This window comes from Streptomyces sp. AMJ-169, from assembly GCF_055597585.1.
Window position 1 is genome coordinate 1,056,252 of the sequence record NZ_JBVLTJ010000001.1, and the last position, 16,991, is coordinate 1,073,242.

Genomic DNA, 16,991 nt, shown 5'->3' on the forward strand with positions numbered 1-16,991 from the left:
ATAGTTTCTCGGGTGAGGCTAGGTGAGGGTGCGCACGGGGTCAACGGGTCCGGCAGACAGCCGGGGTCAGACCCGCCGCAGCCGGGTCGCGGCCACCGCCCCCAGCAGCAGGACGGCGATCAGCGGCACGTAGGCCGCCCGCACCGACCAGCCCTGGAGCACGGCCCCGGTCGTCGCCGTGCCCAGGACCGCTCCGAGCTGCCGGGCCGTGAAGTACAACCCCGAAGCGGTGCCCCGCAGTTCGGGGCGGACCGTCCGCATGGCCGTGTTGTTCAACGGCACCAGCGCGAGCCCCATCCCCGCCCCGCACAGCAGCAGCCCGGGCAGGTACTGCCAGGCGGGCGCGTCCGCAGTGGTCCGAACGGCCAGCAGAGCAAGGCCTGTTGCGAGACACACCAGCCCGGACCCGATGAGCGGAGCGGGCCGCGCCCGGTCGGAGAACCGGCCCAGCGAGGGGCCGAGCAGCGCGGAGACGACGGCCATGGGCGCGGTCAACAGGCCCGCCCGGGTGGGGGAGAGCCCGAGGGTGGTCTGGAGATGCAGGATGAGCGGCAGGAACATCCCGGTCATCGAGAACCCCACGGCGGCCGTGATGACCGTACCCGCCGTGAAGTTCCGGTCCCCGAACACCCGCGGCGGCACCAGGGGTTCGCTCCGGATCCGCCGTTGCCACCACCCGAAGCCACCGAGTACGACGGCCCCGGCGCAGCCGAGCGCGATCTGTTCGTTCTGCACCCCGAGCACGACCAGCGTCAGCCCCGCCCCCGACAGCACGATCCCGAGGACGTCGAACCGCCCTGCGTAGCCCGGCCGTTCGTCCGGCAGCACCCGCACGGCCAGCGCGAGCGCGGCGGCGCCGAGGACGGCGTCGGTCCAGAAGATCGCCTGCCAGCCGAGCCGGTCGACGAGCACCCCGCCGAGCAGCGGCCCGGCGACCGTGGCGAGCCCCGACGACGCGCCCAGCACCCCCATCGCCCGCCCCCGCCCGCCGGCCGGGTAGAGCCGCCCGATCAGCGCGAGCGTCTGCGGGGTGAGCAGCGCCGCCCCGAGCCCCTGCACGGCCCGTACCGCGATCAGCGTCTCCACGTCCGGCGCCAGCGCGGCGCCGGCGCAGGCCGCCGAGTACACCGCGAGCCCGGCGACGAACAGCCGCTTGGGCCCGTACCGGTCGCCGAGCCGGCTGGTGAACAGCATCGGCGCGGCATAGGCGAGCAGATATCCGCTGGTCACCCAGACGACGGGGCCGAGCCCGGCGTCCAGGTCGCGGACCATCGAGGGCAGCGCGACCGGGACGACGGAGGTGTCCACGACGATCAGGAACAGCCCGAGGCACAGCGCGGTGAGCGCCGCCCCGGGCGAAGTCGCCTTGGATTCCACGGAGTTCACAGGTCCAGCACGAGCCGCGGACCCCGCGCCCGGGAGACGCAGATCATCATGGTCTCGCCCGACGCCCGCTCCTCGGGTCCGAGGACGGAGTCCCGGTGATCGGGCTCCCCGGACACGACCTCCGTCTCGCACGTCCCGCAGATCCCCTCCGCGCAGGAGAACGGGACGTCGACCCCGGCGGCCCGCAGCACCTCCAACACGCTCTGCTCCGGCGGTACTTGGACGGTGACTCCGGAGCCGGCGCACACCACCTCGAAGGCGTCACGGGGGCCGGTGTCCGGGAGCGCGGTGAAGCGCTCGGTGCGCAACGTCCCCTCCGGCCAGTCCCGGCAGGCCTCCTCGACCGCCTTGAGCAGCGGCTCAGGTCCGCAGCAGTAGACCAGGGTGCCCTCTTCGGGCGTGCCCAGATAGGCGCCGAGGTCGAGCAGCCCGTGCTCGTCCTGCGGACGGATCGTCACCTTGCTTTCGTAGGCGGCGAGTTGGGAGGTGAACGCCATCGACGCGCGGCTGCGTCCGCCGTACAGCAACTGCCACGGGGTGCCGTCCGCCTCGGCCGCCGCCGTCATCGGGAGCAGCGGGGTGATGCCGATCCCGCCGGCGATGAACAAGTACCTTTTCGCGGGCCGCAGTTCGAAGGCGTTGCGCGGGCCGCGTACGTCGATCCGGGTGCCGGGGTGGAGTTTCTCGTGCACCTGGGCCGAGCCGCCCCGGCTGTCGGGGGTGCGCAGCACGGCGATGCGCCAGGCCGTGCGGTCGGCGGGGTCGCCGCACAGGGAGTAGGTGCGCACCAGCCCGCCGTCGAGGAGGAGTTCGGCGTGGGCGCCGGGCCGCCACGCGGGCAGCGGGCCGCCGTCGGGGTGACGGAGCGTCAGGGCGACGGTCTCGGCGGCGGCTTGGGTGCGCTCGGCGACGACGAGGGACAGTGAGCTGTTGGCGCTCAAGGAGGAGCCTCACAGGAAACGGGGACGTCACGCGGGGGCCGGAACCGAGGCACACGACGTGACGCGAGAGCGGTCAGGTCATGGAGCGTGCGACGGAAGGCAGGGCGACGGACGACGTTTCCGGAACCGACTTTACGTGATCCCGCAGCGGTGCATTGCGGGATCGTTATCTTCTCAGGCCCGCCCGGGGCGCTGCTGGAGGAACTTCGGGGTGGGCAGCGAGTCCCGGGCGAGGACGTTGTTGACCAGGAACCGCCGGGCCGGTCCGACCGGGCGCGGGACGGGCCGGAACGTCAGCCGGTGCAGATAGAACCAGCCCTCCTCGAAGACCCGCACGGCCGTCGACATACAGGTCCGGAAGTCGTCCGCCCGCTGCCGGCCCACGAGTTCGACCGCCCGCCCGTGCTCGGCGTCCAGGTTCGCCAGCCAGTGCTGGAGCGTGCGGCCGTAGTGGTCGAAGTCGTTGCGCAGCGCGACCAGATCGAACAACCCGTCGCTCGCCGCCTGGAGTTCACCGAGATACGACGGATTGCACTCGGGGTAGACCTGGCTCGCCAGATACAGGCCGCGCAGCAACTCCACGTCCATCGGGAAGCGGTGGCCCCAGGTGATCGTCTGCACGACGAGCCGGCCGTCCGGGGTGAGCCAGTCGCGGGCGCGGGAGAAGAACTCCCGGTAGCCGTGGATCTTCGCCCGCCCCGACATCCCGGGGCGCGCGAAGTGCTCCATCGCCTCGACGCAGATGATCGCGTCATAGGGCTCGGCCGGGTGGTGGTCCGCCCAGTTCTCCAGCCTGATGTCCGTGCGCGGGATGGCGAGCCCGCGCGTCCAGTCGACGGCCGCCCGGCTCAGCGTGATGCCCATGACGGACTCGGCGTCGTACTCCTCGACCATGCGGCGCATCTCGCCGCCGTACCCGCAGCCCACGTCCAGGACCCGGCTGCCCCGGCGGATCCCCGCCTGGTCCAACAGGTAGTCGGTCTTGCGGAGTTGGGCCTTCTCCAGGGTGTCGTCGGGGCCGTCCCACAGGGCGCTGGCGTAGGCCAGGCTCGGGCCGAGCCAGATGCGGAAGAACTCGTCGGAGACGTCGTAGTGCTTGGCCGCGGCCGTCCGGGAGACACCGCGGTAACCGTTCGAAGGGGACATCCAACTGCCTTTCGGGAAAGGGGAGTTCATAAAGAGGAGGGGTCATTCCTTCCAGACCGCCGGGAGCCGCCGCCCCAGCCATTCCGGCAGCCACCAGTTGGCCCGGCCCGCGACGGCCATCACGGCCGGCACCAGCAACAGCCGTACGACAGTGGCGTCGAGGAGGATCGCGAAGGCCATGCCGAAGCCGAACTGCTTGAGTTCGAGGACCCGGGCGAAGAGCAGGCTGCCGAAGACGATGACCATGATGGCGGCGGCCGTCGTGATCTGAAGTGCCGTACGCTCCAGCCCGATGGGGACGGCCTCGGCGTCGCTTCCGGTGCGCCGGCGCTCCTCCATGATCCGGCTGACCAGGAAGATCTCGTAGTCCATCGACAGCCCGAACAGCACCGCGAACAGGGCGACCGGCAGATACGCCTGGAGCGTGCCGGAGCTGGTGAACCCGAACACGTGGGCGCCCCAGCCGAATTGGAAGACGGCCGTGGTCGCGCCCAGCGAGGCGGCGGTCGCGACGAGGTTGAGCAGCACCGCCTTCACCGGCACGAGCACACTGCGGAACACCACCAGCAGATAGCAGAACGACAGCGCGAGGATGACGAGCACGACCAGCGGCAGCTTCCCCGAGGTCTCGTCGGCCAGGTCGACGTACTGCGCGCTGAGCCCGCCGACGTGGACGTCCGTCCCGGACCCGGCGAAGATCTCGTGGACCGGGCCCTTGCGCAGCTCCCGGACGAATGTGCTCGCCTCCGGGGAGTCGACGCGTTCCGTCGTCACGATCTGCACGCTCGCGCAGTCCTGCGACCGCTCCACGGGCAGGAGTTGGGCGACCTGCTTGTTCTTCCGGACCTCGGCCGCGAGCCGCTGTACGCCCGCGTCGGCCGTCGGCCCGCACGCGATGACCTGCACCGGGCTGACCGCGCCCGGACTGAAGGAGGTCGCCACGATTCTCTGGCCTTTGCCCGACGGGGTGCCCGTCAGGGAGGCCAGGCCCCAGTCGACGCCCAGTTTGATCGAGGCCAGCGGGGTCGCGAGGACGAAGAGCAGGCACAGCGCGGGAATCCCGAGCCGGTACGGGTGGCGCAGCACCGTCCGCGCCCAGCGCGCCCAGCGTCCGGTGTCCTCGGCGAGCCGCAGCCTGCGCGGCAGTCGGCCTTTGTTGACGCGCGGGCCGAGGACGGCGAGCAGCGCCGGCAGCGCGGTCAGCGAGGTGAACAGGCAGCACAGGACCATCAGTCCGGACGCCACCGCTATCTCCATGAAGATATGGCCCCGGATCAGCACCATCGAGCCCAGCGCGACCCCGACGATCAGCCCGGCCGTCAGCACGGTCCGCCCCGAGGTGCGCAGCGCGACCGACACCGATTCGTGCACCTCGCGGCCCGCGGCCAGCTCCTCCCTGAACCGGCTGATCACGAACAGCGCGTAGTCGATCCCGATGCCGATCCCGATGACCGTCGCGACGACCGTCACGAACCGGTCCAGGCTGAGCGGCCCGGCCAGCAAGCCCAGAAGAGCCGTGCACACGAGGACGGCACCGATCGCCATCAGCACCGGCACCAGCGCCGCGACCAGCACCCCGAACGCCAGCAGCAGCGCCAGCAGCGCCACCGGGAGACCGATGCTCTCGGCCACCGACTGGTCCCGCAGTTCCACGTCCGAGAGGTCGTCGGTCAGCGCCGAGGGCCCGGTGAGATACGCCTCCACGGGCTGGCCCCGGGCCGCGTCGCGCACCCGGTGCTGGAACGTGGCCGCCTGGTCGGAGCGGGCGGACAGGCTGCCGGTCATGGGGAAGGTCGCGAGCGCGACATGACCGTCGGCCGAGATCTGCCCCTGCCCGTCGTACGGCCCTGTCACCTCGGGCGCCTCGAGCGCCTTCAGGACGTCCGCGACCGACTGTCTGTACGCCGGGTCCGTCGCCGTCAACTCCCGGGCGCGGAACACCACTACGCCGTGTTCCGCGCCCGACTCCGGGAAGTACCGCTCCATCAGGCGCTGCGCCTTGCCCGACTCCGAGCTCTGGACCGTGTAGTCGGGCGCGGCCAGCCGCGATTCCACCTGCGGGTAGAACAGCGCGGACGCGATCAGCAGGCACAGCCAGGCGGCCAGCACCGGGAGCCGGTGGCGGGCCATGAGGGCGCCCCAGCGGTGCAGGGGGGAGGGCCGTTCACTGAACATAGGCGGGCCGTACGCTCCGTTCGGCCTTGAGGGTGCCGTCCGCCAGCCGCTGACGGGTGGTGTGGTAGCGCTTCTTTCCGCTGGTGGTACGGGGGATGACCCGGCGGCGCGCGAACAGCACGACGTCGATGGGGAGATCGAGCAGCCGCAGCGCCGCCGCCTGCTCGCGGGTGACCTCGCGGGTGCCGTCGTCGTGCTCGACGAGCACGGTGATCTCGCTGGCCGGATCGTGGATGTCGGCGTCCAGGACGACGAGTTCGTGCGCCGGATGGCCGAGGATGCGCGAGACCTGCTCTTCGAGCAGCGCCGCGAGATGGTTGCGCCCTTGCCGGATGATGACGTGCTTGCGGCGCTCGACGACGAACAGCTCACCCCGGTGGAGGAACCCCAAGTCCCCGGTGTGCAGCAGCCCTTGGGGGAACGGCTCGGGCGTGCCGGTCGCCGGGTCGACGTATCCGACGGTCACGCTCGTCCCGCGCAGCGTGATCTCACCGAGCACGCCCTCCTGGTCGACGGGCCGCTCCTCCTCGTCGATCAGCGCGGTCGTGAGCCCGGGGAGCGCGCGGCCCACCGAGAACACCGGGATGCCCCCGGCGGGCGGCGCCTCGCCCAACTCGCCCTCGCCGAGCAGGTGGAGAGGCGATCCGGTCTCCAGTCCTACGGGGTCGACGACGACGTACCGGGGTGTCTCGCCCGGGGTCCACATCGAACTCGCCAGCGTCGACTCGGCCATGCCGTAACTGGAGATCAGCGCACCGGAGTTGAAGCCGTACGGGCCGAACCGGTCGTGGAAGCCCGCCATGGTGGCCAGCCGGATGGGTTCCGCGCCGATCACCGCGCAGCGCAGCGCCGACAGGTCGCAGCCGGTCAGCTCGCGCTCGGCGGCCCGCAGGGCGTGGTCGTAGCCGAAGTTGGGGGCGGCGGTGATCGTGCCCCGGTGGCGGCTGAGGGCCTGGAGCCACAGGTGCGGGCGGAGGATGAAGTCGGTGGGCTTCATCATGTACAGCGGCCAGGCGTGGAAGAGCGGCAGCAGGGCCATCCCGACCAGGCCCATGTCGTGGAAGAGGGGCAGCCAGGTCACCGCCCGGTCGTCGGGGTTCGCGTGCAGGGAGACGTACAGGGCGCGCAGGTTGGCGCAGATGTTGGCGTGCGAGATCGCCAGGAGTTTGGAGTCGCCGGTGGAGGCGCTGGTGGCCTGGAGGAACGCGACGTCGTCGCCCTTGAGGGCCGGGGTCGCGGGGAGTTCGGCGAGGGCGTCGTATCCGGTCGCCTCGGCCGGGACCGGGATCACCGGGGCCGTGAACTCCGCCTCCGTCAGGCCCTCTTGGACGGCGAGGACCGCTTCGCCGGGTGGGAAGAGGGCGAGGACGTGGGCGACGTGGCGGCGGAAGGGCTCCTCGCCGCCCAGGGCGCGCGGGGAGGGGAGGATCAGGGGCCGGCCGCCGGCCCACAGGGTGGCGAAGAAGGCGTGCAGGGTGGGGAGTTGGTCGTCGGCGGCGATGACGACCGTCCGGCCCGGCGGCAGCGAGCGGCTCAACCAGGCGCTGGTGCGCAGGAATCGGTCGTAGGGGAGGAAGACCTCGGGTTTGCCGGGGCGCAGGAAGTGCACACCGTGCGCGGGGTCGGCTGCGCGCACGGCGGTGCGGACGGCGGCCAGGAGGCTGGTGTCCTGACCGGCCGGGTCGGTGTGGTTCATGCGGCACCCGCCAGCCGTCGCTCCACCAGCGTCACCAGGCCCAGCGGGGAGCCGGCGAGCAGCGCGTCGCTGTCCTCGAAGGGCACTCCGTACAGCTCGGCGAGCCGCGCGCCGACGCGCAGCTGGCTCAGCGAGGTCAGTCCGTAGGCCTTGAACGGCGTCTCGTCCAGCCGCAGTACGGAGGCGTCGACGCCGTCGTCCACGGCGGAGACGGTCTCCACCAGCCTTGCGAAGATCGTGTTCTTGTCCATTCCCCGTATCCCTCACCGTCCGTGGAAGACGAACCGGGCCAGCGCCGTCGTGATCCCGGCGGACGCCACCATCAGCAGGACCCGGTCGCCCTCGGCCAGTTCCCCGTCCCGCACCGCCTCCGACATGCTCACCGGCACCGACGCGGAGACCGTGTTGGCGTGCCGGGCGTGGTGGAAGCGGTACTTGGCGGCGTCGATGCCGCACGCCTCCACGACATGCCGGCTCGCCCCGTCGCTCGCCGAGTGCCCGAAGATCAGATCGGCCTTGAACTCCTCGAAGCGCGGCTGCTGTTGATAGTGCTCGATGAGCTTGCGGGTGCCGAACTCCATCAGGCTCAGCCCGAACGACACGAATTGCAGCGGCCGTAATTCCCCGGCCGCCCGCGGCTCCCGCCCGAAGTACGCCTCGAACCCCGGCAGCGGTACGAAGCACAGGTCCCGTGCCTCGCCGTAGGTGCGGAAGTCGGCGTCGAAGTCGCTCTCCTCGCCCGGCGGTTCGGCGCTCACGACGGTCGCCGTCGCCGCCTCGCCGAGCGTCACTGTCGGATGCCAGTGCGCGAACTCCGCGAGCGAGCGCAGCTCGTAGCGGTAGACGTCGGCCGCCCCGAACTCGGCGTTCACGATGAGGATGTTGTGGTAGCGGCCGGTGCGCAGGAAGGCGTCCGCGACCTGCAAGGCGCGTACCCAGCTCGCGCACGCGTCCAGCACGTCGAAGGCGGTCGCCCGGCGCAGCCCCAGCAGATCCTGGAACGTGGTCGCCGAGGCCGGTTCGATGACGCCCCGGCCTATCCCCGCGTACAGCAGCAGGTCGATGTCGTCGGGGTCGAGACCGGCGTTGCGGATGGCCCGCCGCCCGGCGTCCGTGACCAGCGCGCTCGGTGTCTCGCCGGGGGCGCGGTGCCGGCGGACGGTCGTACCGCTCGACGCGAAGCAGGCCTCAACCAACTCGCCCACAGTGGAGAGTTCGGACGGGGTGAGGTGGGGCGCGCTCGCCTCGCGGACTCGCTCCAGCACCTCCGCGTTGGTGACCCTGCGGGTCGGGAAGGTGTGCTCGATCGCCAGGAATTTCATTGGATTCCCTCGTTAATCCTGGTGTGCACCGAAAAAACCGGTCGACAGCATGTCGCGCATGCTCTTTCCGAACGCCACCGAGATCTGTTCCAGATCGCCGTCCGAGTGCGCGGCGCTCAGCAGCATCGTGTGCAGCTCCGGCAGGAAGACCCCGTACCGGCGCATGTGGTAGGCGAGCGCGAGCGTCGCCGTCACGTCCAGTCCTGCCAGCCGGTCGCGGACGCGGTGCGGCGCCGCGTGGTCGAAGGCGACCGAGAAGACCGAGTCCCGCCCCCGCACCGCGCACGGCACCCCGAACTCCGCGGCCTGCCCGGCGAGTTCACCGACCAGCCAGGCCGTCCGCTCGCGCAGCCGCTCATAGACCTCGGGACGTTCCCGCAGCTCGCGCAGTGTCGCCACGCCCGCCGCCGCGGTCACGGAGTTCCCGCTCATCGTGCCGCCCGCGAACGCCCGGCTGTCGACGTCCGTGAACGGATCCCCGCTGGTGCGTACGGTGTCCAGGAGACCGGCGGGTCCGACGACCGCCCCGGCCGGGAGACCGCCGCCGATGATCTTCCCGAGGCAGGTCAAGTCGGGCCGTACGCCCGCGAGATGCTGAACTCCCCCGTAGTGCACCCGGAATCCGGTGACCACCTCGTCGTGGATCACCAAGACACCGTTGTCCGCGCAGACTTGGCCGAGCGCGGCGAGGAAGACCGGGTCGAAGTCGCCCAGCGCGGAGGGCATGGGCTCCAGGATGACGCAGGCGAGTTCAGGGGCGCGGGCGGCAATGCGTTCCAGGGAGGCGGGCTCGCCGTACTGGAGGACCAGGGTGTCGTCGACGACCCGGTCCTGCATCCCGGCGCAGTTGCCGACCGGCTCCGGCGCCCGCGCGTCCCCCCGGTAGCGGAACCACGAACTGACCAGCCCCTGGTCGGAGAAGCCGTGGTAGTGCCCCTCGAACTTGGCGACCTTCTGCCGCCCGGTGCGCGCGCGGGCGATCCGCAGGGCGATCTGCACGGCCTCGGTGCCCGAGTTGCTGAGCACGACCTTGGCGCCGGGCCCGAACGCCTCCGCGATGAGCGCCGCCAGCTCCACCTCGGCCGGGTTGCCGACCGCGTTCACCGCGCCGCGCGCCACCGCCCGCTGGACGGCCGTCACGACCGCCGGGTGCGCGTAGCCCAGGATGTGCGGGCCGTAGCCGCCGGAGAGGTCGATGTACTCGTTGCCGTCGAGGTCCGTCAGCTTCGAGCCGCTGGCCTCAGCGACCGCCAGGGGAAAGGGACTTGGGAGGACGAACCGGTCGAAGTGCGTGGGGGCGACGAGGTGTTGGGCCGCCTGCTCCCGCAACGCCGTGGTCCGGGGCGCGCGTTCGGTGATCTCCGCGCTGAAGGACTCCTTCAGCTCCTCGCTGAGATAAGGCGAGAAACGGCCGGTGAAGCGCCGGGTCGTCGCCCACAGGTCGATCGCCGGGTCCACCGCCGAGATGAACCCCTCGCCGGTCAGCAGCGACAGCGCCAGCACCGAGAACGTGGTGGTGATCCGCGTCCCGTGCCGGGCCAGCAGCCGGATCGCGTCGTCGAGGAAGGCCAGCGTCGACCACCGCGACGCCTCCTCCTCGAAGTGCCGCCGCAGCACGGCCCCCAGCCGCTCCTCGTACCCCGCCTGCCCCAGCACCGTCTCCGGGCGGGCCGCGAACGCCCGCGTGAACCGCCGCCCGGCCAGCTCCCATTCGCCGCGCATACAGGCGTAGTAGAAGGAGGCGAGGTCCCACTTGTCGTCCTCGGTGAGCCGGCCGACCAGCCCGAAGTCGAGCAGGACGATCCGGCCGCCGGGGGCGAAGAGGATGTTGCCGGGGTGCGGGTCGACGTGGAAGACGCCGTGGAAGAAGACCATGCAGTACAGGGCGTCCTGGAGGCGGGCGGCCAACTCCGGTCGGCTGAAGGAGACTTCGCCGGGGCGGTCGCCGGGGACGCCGTCGGCGTACGCCATGACGAGGACGTCGGCCGTCGCCTCGTACACCTCCGGGACCTCGACGAAGGGATGGCTGCGGAAGTTCCCGGCGATCTCCCGTTGCCGGGCGGCCTCCTGGACCATGTCGCACTGTCCGGTGAGCAGCGGGCGCAGCTCGCGGAAGTGGTCACGCAGGCCGTAACTGCGCCAGCGGGGCAGGAGTTGGGCGAGCCGCGCCAGCTGGCCGAGGACCGCCGCGCCGGTCTCTATGCGGCGGCGGACGCCGGCCTTGACGACCTTCACGGCGACCGGGCGGCCGTCCCACACCGCCAGGTGCACCTGGGCAACCGACCCTGAGGCCAAGGGAGTTCGCTCGAAGGAGTCGAAGGCGACGGACGTGCGGCGCAGCACCCGGCTCAGCCGGCGGTCCCGCATCGGCGGCACGTGCGAGAAGAACTCCCGCAGCTGCTCGGTGACTTCACGCGGCAGCAGCCCGGACTGCGTCCCGAGGACCTGGCCCGCCTTGATGTACAGCGGACCCATCCGCAGCAGATACCGCCGCAGCAGCGCCGCCCGGTCCCGGCGCAGGGCGACTCCCGCCGCCAGTACGGCGGTCCACCACAGCACCCGCGCGCTCTCCCACAGCGCCCTCATCGCGCCCCCGCCCCCTGGAGCCGCGCGCTCAGCCGCCGCAGCCCCTCGTCCGTGCCGACCCGGGGCGTGTAGCCGAGGTCGCGGCGGGCGGCCGTGATGTCGAACCAGTGGGCGGTCGTGAGCTGGTCGGCGAGAAAGCGGGTCAGCGGGGGCTCACCCGTGCGCAGGAGGCGGGCGCCGCTTTCGAGGACGGCGGCCAGCGGGCGGGCCGTCCACTCCGGCAGCTCCTTGGTGACCGGGCCCGCGCCCGCCGCCCGCAGCAGCTGGTCGATGGTCTCGCCGACCGGGCGCGGATCGTCCTGGGTGATGAAGTAGGCCCGCCCGCACGGAGGTTGGCCCGGTACCAGCCGGTCGAGGGCGAGGAGGTGCGCCTCGGCAGCGTTGTCGACGTACACGGTGTCGATCTTCTTCGTCGCCTTGCCGAACCGGCGCAGCCGGCCGCGCCGGGCCTGGGCGGCCAGGCGGGGGACGAAGTGCGGGTCGCCGGGGCCCCAGATGATGTGCGGGCGCAGCGCGACCGTCGAGAGCCGGGCCGAGTCCGCGCGCAGCACGAGCTGTTCGGCGAGCGCCTTGCTCTGCGGATAGGGCGCCAGGAACCGGGTCGCGTACGGCAGGGACTCGTCGGCGCCCTCCAGGTCGTGGCCGGTGTGCACGACGGCCGGGCTCGAGCAGTACACGAGTTTCGAAACGCCGTGCGTACGGCAGGCGTTGAGGACGTGCGCGGTGCCGGTGACGTTGACGGCGGCGTACTCGCGGGCCGGGCCCCACACGCCGGCCAGCGCGGCGCAGTGGATCACCGCGTCCTGTCCGGCGACGGCCCGCGCGACGGCCGCCGCCTCCCTGATGTCCCCCAACCGCTGCTCGACGCCGAGGAGTTCGAGCGCGGGGCTGGGGCTGCGCTGGAAGGAGCGCACGGTGTCGCCGCGCGCGGTGAGCTGGGCGCAGACGGCTCCGCCGAGGAAGCCGCCGCCGCCGGTCACCAGGACTTTCATCGAGCACCCCCGTCGGTGGTGGGAACTCCGGCCGGTGGGGCGGGAGTTGTGGTGCTGCTGTGCCGTGTGCTCTGCCGTGTGCCGTGCCTTGTGTCCTTGTGTCGCAGGAACCGTCCGGTCCCCCGAGTCGTTCCGTAGCCGTCCATGAACTCCCCGTCCTCGAAGACGACTTCGCCGCCCACGCACACCGCCCCGACGGCCGCGTCGTTGCGGTTGACCATGCGGGACAGGCCGCCGTACGCCGCCATGGGCGCCTCGTGATAGGCGGCCAACTCGTCGTCCAGGCCCGCCGGATCGACCACCACCAGGTCCGCGCGGTCGCCCTCGCGCAGGTGGCCGGCGGGGAGGCCGAACCAGTCCGCGAGTTCGCCGGTCAGCCGGTGGACGGCCGTCTCCGCCGGCATGATCGGGTCGCCTGCCAGCTCCGCGTCGCGCACCCGTTTCAGGAGCCGCAACGGGGCGTTGTAGAAGGCCATGTTGCGCAGGTGCGCGCCGGAGTCGGCGAAGCCGAACTGGACGGCGGGGCTGGTCGCGAGGCGGTCCAGGACGGGCGGGCGGTGGTTGGCGAGGGTGGTGCGCCAGCGGATCCGGGTGCCGTGGGCGGCGACCAGGTCGAGGAAGGTGTCCACCGGATGCCGGCCGCGCTCGTCGGCGACCGCGCCGAAACTCCGTCCGTTCAGGGCCGGTTCGGGGCAGTCGACGATCCGCGCGTCGTACAGGTCGCGGTGCCAGGCGCGCGGCGGCAGCGGGCTGCGGTACTCGCGGTGGAAGCGGCGGCGGAAGCCGTCGTCCTTGAGCAGCGCCCGGCGTTCGGCCTCGGTGCGCAGGTGCAGGGCGGCGGCGGTCGCGCCGAACTCCTCGAAGACGACGAGGTCGATGCCGTCGGAGTACAGCTCGAACGGCACCGGCAGATGCTGCCAGCGCAAGTCCGTGCCGAGCACCCGGCGGGCGAGGGCGGTCGCGCCGGTCAGGGCGGTCGCGAGACCGGGGGCGGCCTTGGGGTCGATCGCGGTCAACAGGGTTGTCTTCAGGGCGGGTCGGGCCCGGCCCGCGCTGGCCGCGAGGAACAGCAGCGTGTTGAGCGGCAGCGCCGGATTGGGCGCGCTCTGCAACACCCCGCCGGTGTCCCGCAGTACGCGGTGCAGCCGCCGGTACTCCGACCAGCTCGCGTACGTCGACGGCAGCCGCGCCGAGCGGTAACGGTCCCCGGCCAGGCGGGAGAAGGGGCTCGTCATCGTGGAAAGACCCACAAGTCCCGCCGCCCGGGCCTCAGTCAACAGCTCTTCCATCCGGCACAGCTCGCGCTCGCTGGGCCGCTCCTTCGGATCGACGGCCCGCCCGAGCCCCATCACATGCGCCCGCAGATCCGAATGGCCGAGGAAAGCGGCGACGTTGGGGCCCAGGGGCCGCTTCTCCAACGCGGTGACATAGCCCTCGGCCGAGTCCCAGGAGCGGTGCGCGGAGAGCGCGTCGAGGATACAGTCGTAGGGCACCGCCTCGACGCGCGCGAAGAGGTCGGCGCAGTCCAGCGGGTCCGCGTGCACGGCGGACAGGGAACAGTTGCCCGTCACCACCGTCGTCACCCCGTGCCGCACCGACTCCCGCAGCCCCGGCTCGACCAGTACCTCCGCGTCGTAGTGCGTATGGATGTCGAGAAAACCGGGCAGCACCCAGCGGCCCTCGGCGGCGACGGTCCGCCGGCCGGTCAGCGGCCGGGCGGAGACGGCCCGGACGACGCCGCCCGTGATACCGAGGTCGCGTACGGCGGACGCGGCGCCCGTGCCGTCGAACCAGCGCCCGCCGCGCACCACCACGTCGAATGACTCGGTCATGAAACGTTCCCCCCGGCCGGTGTCCGCCAATGGGCGCGGTCCGCGGCGGAGGCCACGGACCGCGGACGTCATACGGATATCGACTACTCGAAGTCGACGTCGGAGATGTCGAGCGAGCTGCTGGAGGAGGAGCTGGAACAGCCCTCGTCCACGCCGATCTCCTCAAGGCTGGATACCTGCTCGTCGACCACTGTGATCTCGATGTCGTACATCCTTGTTCTCCCCTCGTTTGCGGGTGGGCTGGCGGAGATGACACTACGAGGGGTGGCGGAATTGCGGCCATCACGGAATTCCGTAGTTTAAGCCACTACGGATTCGGTTTGACCGGGCTTTGGTGATCGACTGCCGAGTCGGTTTGCGCATCGGCCGCCGCGAATTTCCCACGACTGCGATTCTGTACCAGCAGGATGACGGCGACAAGTACGGCCACTCCCGCCGCGATCCGGGTTGCGCCCGTGAATTCCAGTCCCTGCATCGCCCAGCCGGCGCCGAGCGGGGCGACCGTCAGCCCGCCGGTGTAGGCGAGCGTGTAGAGCGCGTACACCGAGCCGTACGCCGGGGGGCGGCGCGCCTCGGCGATCTCGGACATGACGGTGATGGTCGGGGTGAGGACGAAGGAGGCGCCGATGGTGACGACGGCGAGCGCGGCGGCGATCTGGATCACCCCGTGCAGCATGCCCACGGCGATCAGCGCGCCGGCCGCCAGGACGCAGCCGCCGGCCGCGACCGGACCGGGCGCGACCCGGCGCAGCAGGCTCCCGGCGATCGGCGGGGCGAGCGCGGCGGCGACCCCGGCGGCCCCGAAGACCAGGCCGACCTCGCCGACGCCCGCATTCTCCGCAGTGAACAGATGCAGCGGCAGGATGGGTTCGAGGAACGCCAGCAGGGCGGCGCCGGTGGCGGTCAGGACGGTGACGAGGACGAGCCCGCGCCGCCCCCGGATCTCGGTGAGCGAACCGCGGCTGCCGGGGTCGGCGGCCTCGTGCGGGATCAGGTACCAGCGCGCCACGCCGTCGCCGAGGGCCAGCGCCGCGGCCAGCAGGAACGGCACGTGTGGGCTGAACCAGCTGGTCAGCAGCCCTCCCAGGGGTGGTCCGAGCAGGGTGCCGACGGCGAACGAGGACAGCGCGACGCCCATCGCCTTGCCGCGTTCCTCGGGTGCGTGGGTGGCCGCGATCAGGGCGAGGCTGGCCGTCCACACGATGCCCGCCGCCGCGCCCTGGAGGGCCCGCGCGACCAGCAGCAGCGCCGGATCCTGGGCGAACGCGAACAGCAGGGTGGCCGCCACGAGGCCGACCACGCCGGCGAGCAGGGGGCGCCGGTTGCCCTGGCGGTCCACCCAGGCTCCGACGAAGGGGGTCGCGGCGACCAGCGCGGCGGCGTAGACCGCGAACAGGACGCCCACGCCCAGGGGTTGGGTGCCGTGTTCCGAGGTGAGTTTGGGCAGGACGGGCACCGCCATGCCGTACACCAGCGCGTCCGTGGCCAGTGCCAGGGACGCGACGGTGAGCGCCGCCGTGCTGCGGGTCGTCTGCGGATGCTTGTGCTCCATAGTGAACCTGACTACCATAGTGAATGTGACCAAGCAACAGACACCCCGGCCGACCAAGCTCATGGGTGACCGGATCAGGGCGGCTCGCGAGGAGTGCGGCCTGTCGACACAGGCGGCGGCGGACGACGCGGAGATCTCCTCCGGCTACCTCTTCAAACTGGAGAGCGGGTATGTCGGGACGCCTTCGCCGCGGGTGCTGCATCGGCTGTCGCGGGTGCTCGGGCTCGACTACTGGGGGCTGATGGGGCTTGCCGGGTATGTCGTGCCTGAAGGGTCGGCGCCGGCGGCTGTGGAGGCGGACCCGGTGTCGGTTGGGGCGGTTCCGGCTGCTGGGGTGGCCTCGGTGTCCGAACTTGACCGGATCGCTGCCGCACTTGAGGGTATCCGGGCGGAACTGGGCGGTGTCCGAGAAGAGTTGGGGGCGATCCGGAAGGCTTTGGTGGTGGGCGAATCCACCCACGGTTTTCCTTAGGCCGGTTTCACGGAAAACCGAGTGGAACGCCTGGCGATCCGGCCATTGGCGGCCCACTGCCCGCCTTGACAGCCGCCCCGGTATGCGGGCTTAATGTCCAATGCATATGCACGTCCGCGATCGCCGATATTTTCCGCCTCGGTCCCCACATTTCTGCTACGGACGGGATTATGGCCTTCGAATTGTCTACGCCGCATTGTACGACGATGGACAGGGACGCCTGCACGGTAGTGCTCGTGGGCTGGTGGAGGGCGGCTGCGCGATTACCTTCCGGTACCATCCTGCACGAGAAAATGGAGTTCCATCAATGCCCCGACGCCGGACTCCTCGCCGCCACCGTCCATTCCGTCGAGGCTGAATGGATGCTTGTCGGGGAACAGCTCGACGACAGTGAGATCCATCGCGCCTTCTCCCGGGCCAAGGCGATCCGTGAGGACCTGCATCTGGCCCTCCTCGGCCCGCGCCGCGACTGGCGCCGCTGCGAACGCTGGCAACGCCGGGGCTGCCGGGTGTACTTGGAGGAGTCGGCGGGGCTGCACCGTACCGCCGAGGCGATCCGTATCGCCCATGAACTCGGCGTCAACGTCGTCGACCGCAGCTTCTTCCAACTCCTCCAGGAGCGGTCCACCGGGCCTACGCCGCATCTCACCCAGCGCGAGCATGAGGTGCTGGATCTGTTGCGGCGGGGGATGCGGAATCAGGACATCGCTCATGCGTTGCATGTCACCGAGAACACCGTCGAGTACCACGTCCGGCATCTGCTGTCGAAGTTCGGGGCGCGGAGCCGGTTGGAGGCGGTGGAGCGGGCTTCGGCGTTGGGGTTGGCTTGAGGGGGGTGCGCGGGGGAGGGGGCTGGCTTGAGCGCCGGGTTCACTCGGGGGACTTGGCGGG

At 71.4% G+C, this 16,991-nt stretch carries 14 protein-coding genes; 2 read left to right on the forward strand and 12 right to left on the reverse strand.

The annotated features are described in order from the left end of the window. Positions 1 to 66 precede the first annotated feature (66 nt). From ACYUD3_RS04350 to ACYUD3_RS04405, 12 genes are all read right to left on the reverse strand, one after another. On the reverse strand, positions 67 to 1,386 hold the full coding sequence (locus ACYUD3_RS04350; protein WP_470963708.1) for an MFS transporter: 1,320 nt from the start codon (positions 1,384 to 1,386) through the stop codon (positions 67 to 69). Then, positions 1,383 to 2,327, reverse strand: a complete 945-nt coding sequence (locus ACYUD3_RS04355; RefSeq protein ID WP_470963711.1) for a PDR/VanB family oxidoreductase — start codon at positions 2,325 to 2,327, stop codon at positions 1,383 to 1,385. The genes ACYUD3_RS04350 and ACYUD3_RS04355 overlap by 4 nt, the downstream gene beginning before the upstream one ends. 174 nt (positions 2,328 to 2,501) lie before the next feature. Then, positions 2,502 to 3,473 carry a class I SAM-dependent methyltransferase gene (locus ACYUD3_RS04360; protein ID WP_470963714.1) on the reverse strand — a complete coding sequence of 324 codons (972 nt, stop codon included), beginning with the start codon at positions 3,471 to 3,473 and terminating at the stop codon, positions 2,502 to 2,504. A gap of 42 nt (positions 3,474 to 3,515) precedes the next feature. Further along, on the reverse strand, positions 3,516 to 5,648 hold the full coding sequence (locus tag ACYUD3_RS04365) for an MMPL family transporter (RefSeq protein WP_470963718.1): 2,133 nt from the start codon (positions 5,646 to 5,648) through the stop codon (positions 3,516 to 3,518). After that, positions 5,638 to 7,344 (reverse strand): AMP-binding protein, encoded by a 1,707-nt coding sequence (locus ACYUD3_RS04370; RefSeq protein ID WP_470963721.1) that lies wholly within the window; start codon positions 7,342 to 7,344, stop codon positions 5,638 to 5,640. The genes ACYUD3_RS04365 and ACYUD3_RS04370 overlap by 11 nt, the downstream gene beginning before the upstream one ends. Next, positions 7,341 to 7,595, reverse strand: a complete 255-nt coding sequence (locus tag ACYUD3_RS04375) for an acyl carrier protein (RefSeq protein ID WP_470963724.1) — start codon at positions 7,593 to 7,595, stop codon at positions 7,341 to 7,343. The genes ACYUD3_RS04370 and ACYUD3_RS04375 overlap by 4 nt, the downstream gene beginning before the upstream one ends. A gap of 12 nt (positions 7,596 to 7,607) precedes the next feature. Continuing rightward, on the reverse strand, positions 7,608 to 8,666 hold the full coding sequence (locus tag ACYUD3_RS04380; RefSeq protein WP_470963727.1) for a 3-oxoacyl-[acyl-carrier-protein] synthase III C-terminal domain-containing protein: 1,059 nt from the start codon (positions 8,664 to 8,666) through the stop codon (positions 7,608 to 7,610). A gap of 12 nt (positions 8,667 to 8,678) precedes the next feature. Next, positions 8,679 to 11,252, reverse strand: a complete 2,574-nt coding sequence (locus ACYUD3_RS04385; RefSeq protein ID WP_470963730.1) for an aminotransferase class III-fold pyridoxal phosphate-dependent enzyme — start codon at positions 11,250 to 11,252, stop codon at positions 8,679 to 8,681. After that, positions 11,249 to 12,244 (reverse strand): NAD-dependent epimerase/dehydratase family protein, encoded by a 996-nt coding sequence (locus ACYUD3_RS04390; RefSeq protein WP_470963733.1) that lies wholly within the window; start codon positions 12,242 to 12,244, stop codon positions 11,249 to 11,251. Before ACYUD3_RS04390 ends, ACYUD3_RS04385 begins: the two co-directional genes overlap by 4 nt. Continuing rightward, a complete protein-coding gene (locus ACYUD3_RS04395) occupies positions 12,241 to 14,076 on the reverse strand; it encodes an N-acyl-D-amino-acid deacylase family protein (RefSeq protein WP_470963736.1) in 1,836 nt (611 codons plus the stop codon). The genes ACYUD3_RS04390 and ACYUD3_RS04395 overlap by 4 nt, the downstream gene beginning before the upstream one ends. An 83-nt stretch (positions 14,077 to 14,159) precedes the next feature. Further along, positions 14,160 to 14,288: a hypothetical protein gene (locus ACYUD3_RS04400; protein WP_470963739.1), complete on the reverse strand. Its 129-nt coding sequence runs from the start codon at positions 14,286 to 14,288 to the stop codon at positions 14,160 to 14,162. Between the two features lie 95 nt (positions 14,289 to 14,383). Beyond that, positions 14,384 to 15,628: an MFS transporter gene (locus tag ACYUD3_RS04405; protein ID WP_470963742.1), complete on the reverse strand. Its 1,245-nt coding sequence runs from the start codon at positions 15,626 to 15,628 to the stop codon at positions 14,384 to 14,386. Positions 15,629 to 15,653: 25 nt separating this feature from the next. Here ACYUD3_RS04405 and ACYUD3_RS04410 point away from each other — a divergent pair, with 25 nt between their 5' ends. After that, positions 15,654 to 16,100: a helix-turn-helix domain-containing protein gene (locus tag ACYUD3_RS04410; RefSeq protein WP_470963745.1), complete on the forward strand. Its 447-nt coding sequence runs from the start codon at positions 15,654 to 15,656 to the stop codon at positions 16,098 to 16,100. A gap of 293 nt (positions 16,101 to 16,393) precedes the next feature. Further along, positions 16,394 to 16,930 carry a response regulator transcription factor gene (locus ACYUD3_RS04415; RefSeq protein ID WP_470963748.1) on the forward strand — a complete coding sequence of 179 codons (537 nt, stop codon included), beginning with the start codon at positions 16,394 to 16,396 and terminating at the stop codon, positions 16,928 to 16,930. Positions 16,931 to 16,991 lie beyond the last annotated feature (61 nt).

Coding starts and splice junctions, on each gene's coding strand:
- ACYUD3_RS04380 (WP_470963727.1), bottom strand. CDS start 8,666: ATGAAATTCCTGGCGATCGAGCACACCTTCCCGACCCGCAGGGTCACC.
- ACYUD3_RS04365 (WP_470963718.1), bottom strand. CDS start 5,648: ATGTTCAGTGAACGGCCCTCCCCCCTGCACCGCTGGGGCGCCCTCATG.
- ACYUD3_RS04385 (WP_470963730.1), bottom strand. CDS start 11,252: ATGAGGGCGCTGTGGGAGAGCGCGCGGGTGCTGTGGTGGACCGCCGTA.
- ACYUD3_RS04415 (WP_470963748.1), top strand. CDS start 16,394: ATGGAGTTCCATCAATGCCCCGACGCCGGACTCCTCGCCGCCACCGTC.
- ACYUD3_RS04400 (WP_470963739.1), bottom strand. CDS start 14,288: ATGTACGACATCGAGATCACAGTGGTCGACGAGCAGGTATCCAGCCTT.
- ACYUD3_RS04405 (WP_470963742.1), bottom strand. CDS start 15,628: ATGGAGCACAAGCATCCGCAGACGACCCGCAGCACGGCGGCGCTCACC.
- ACYUD3_RS04360 (WP_470963714.1), bottom strand. CDS start 3,473: ATGTCCCCTTCGAACGGTTACCGCGGTGTCTCCCGGACGGCCGCGGCC.
- ACYUD3_RS04390 (WP_470963733.1), bottom strand. CDS start 12,244: ATGAAAGTCCTGGTGACCGGCGGCGGCGGCTTCCTCGGCGGAGCCGTC.
- ACYUD3_RS04375 (WP_470963724.1), bottom strand. CDS start 7,595: ATGGACAAGAACACGATCTTCGCAAGGCTGGTGGAGACCGTCTCCGCC.
- ACYUD3_RS04395 (WP_470963736.1), bottom strand. CDS start 14,076: ATGACCGAGTCATTCGACGTGGTGGTGCGCGGCGGGCGCTGGTTCGAC.
- ACYUD3_RS04370 (WP_470963721.1), bottom strand. CDS start 7,344: ATGAACCACACCGACCCGGCCGGTCAGGACACCAGCCTCCTGGCCGCC.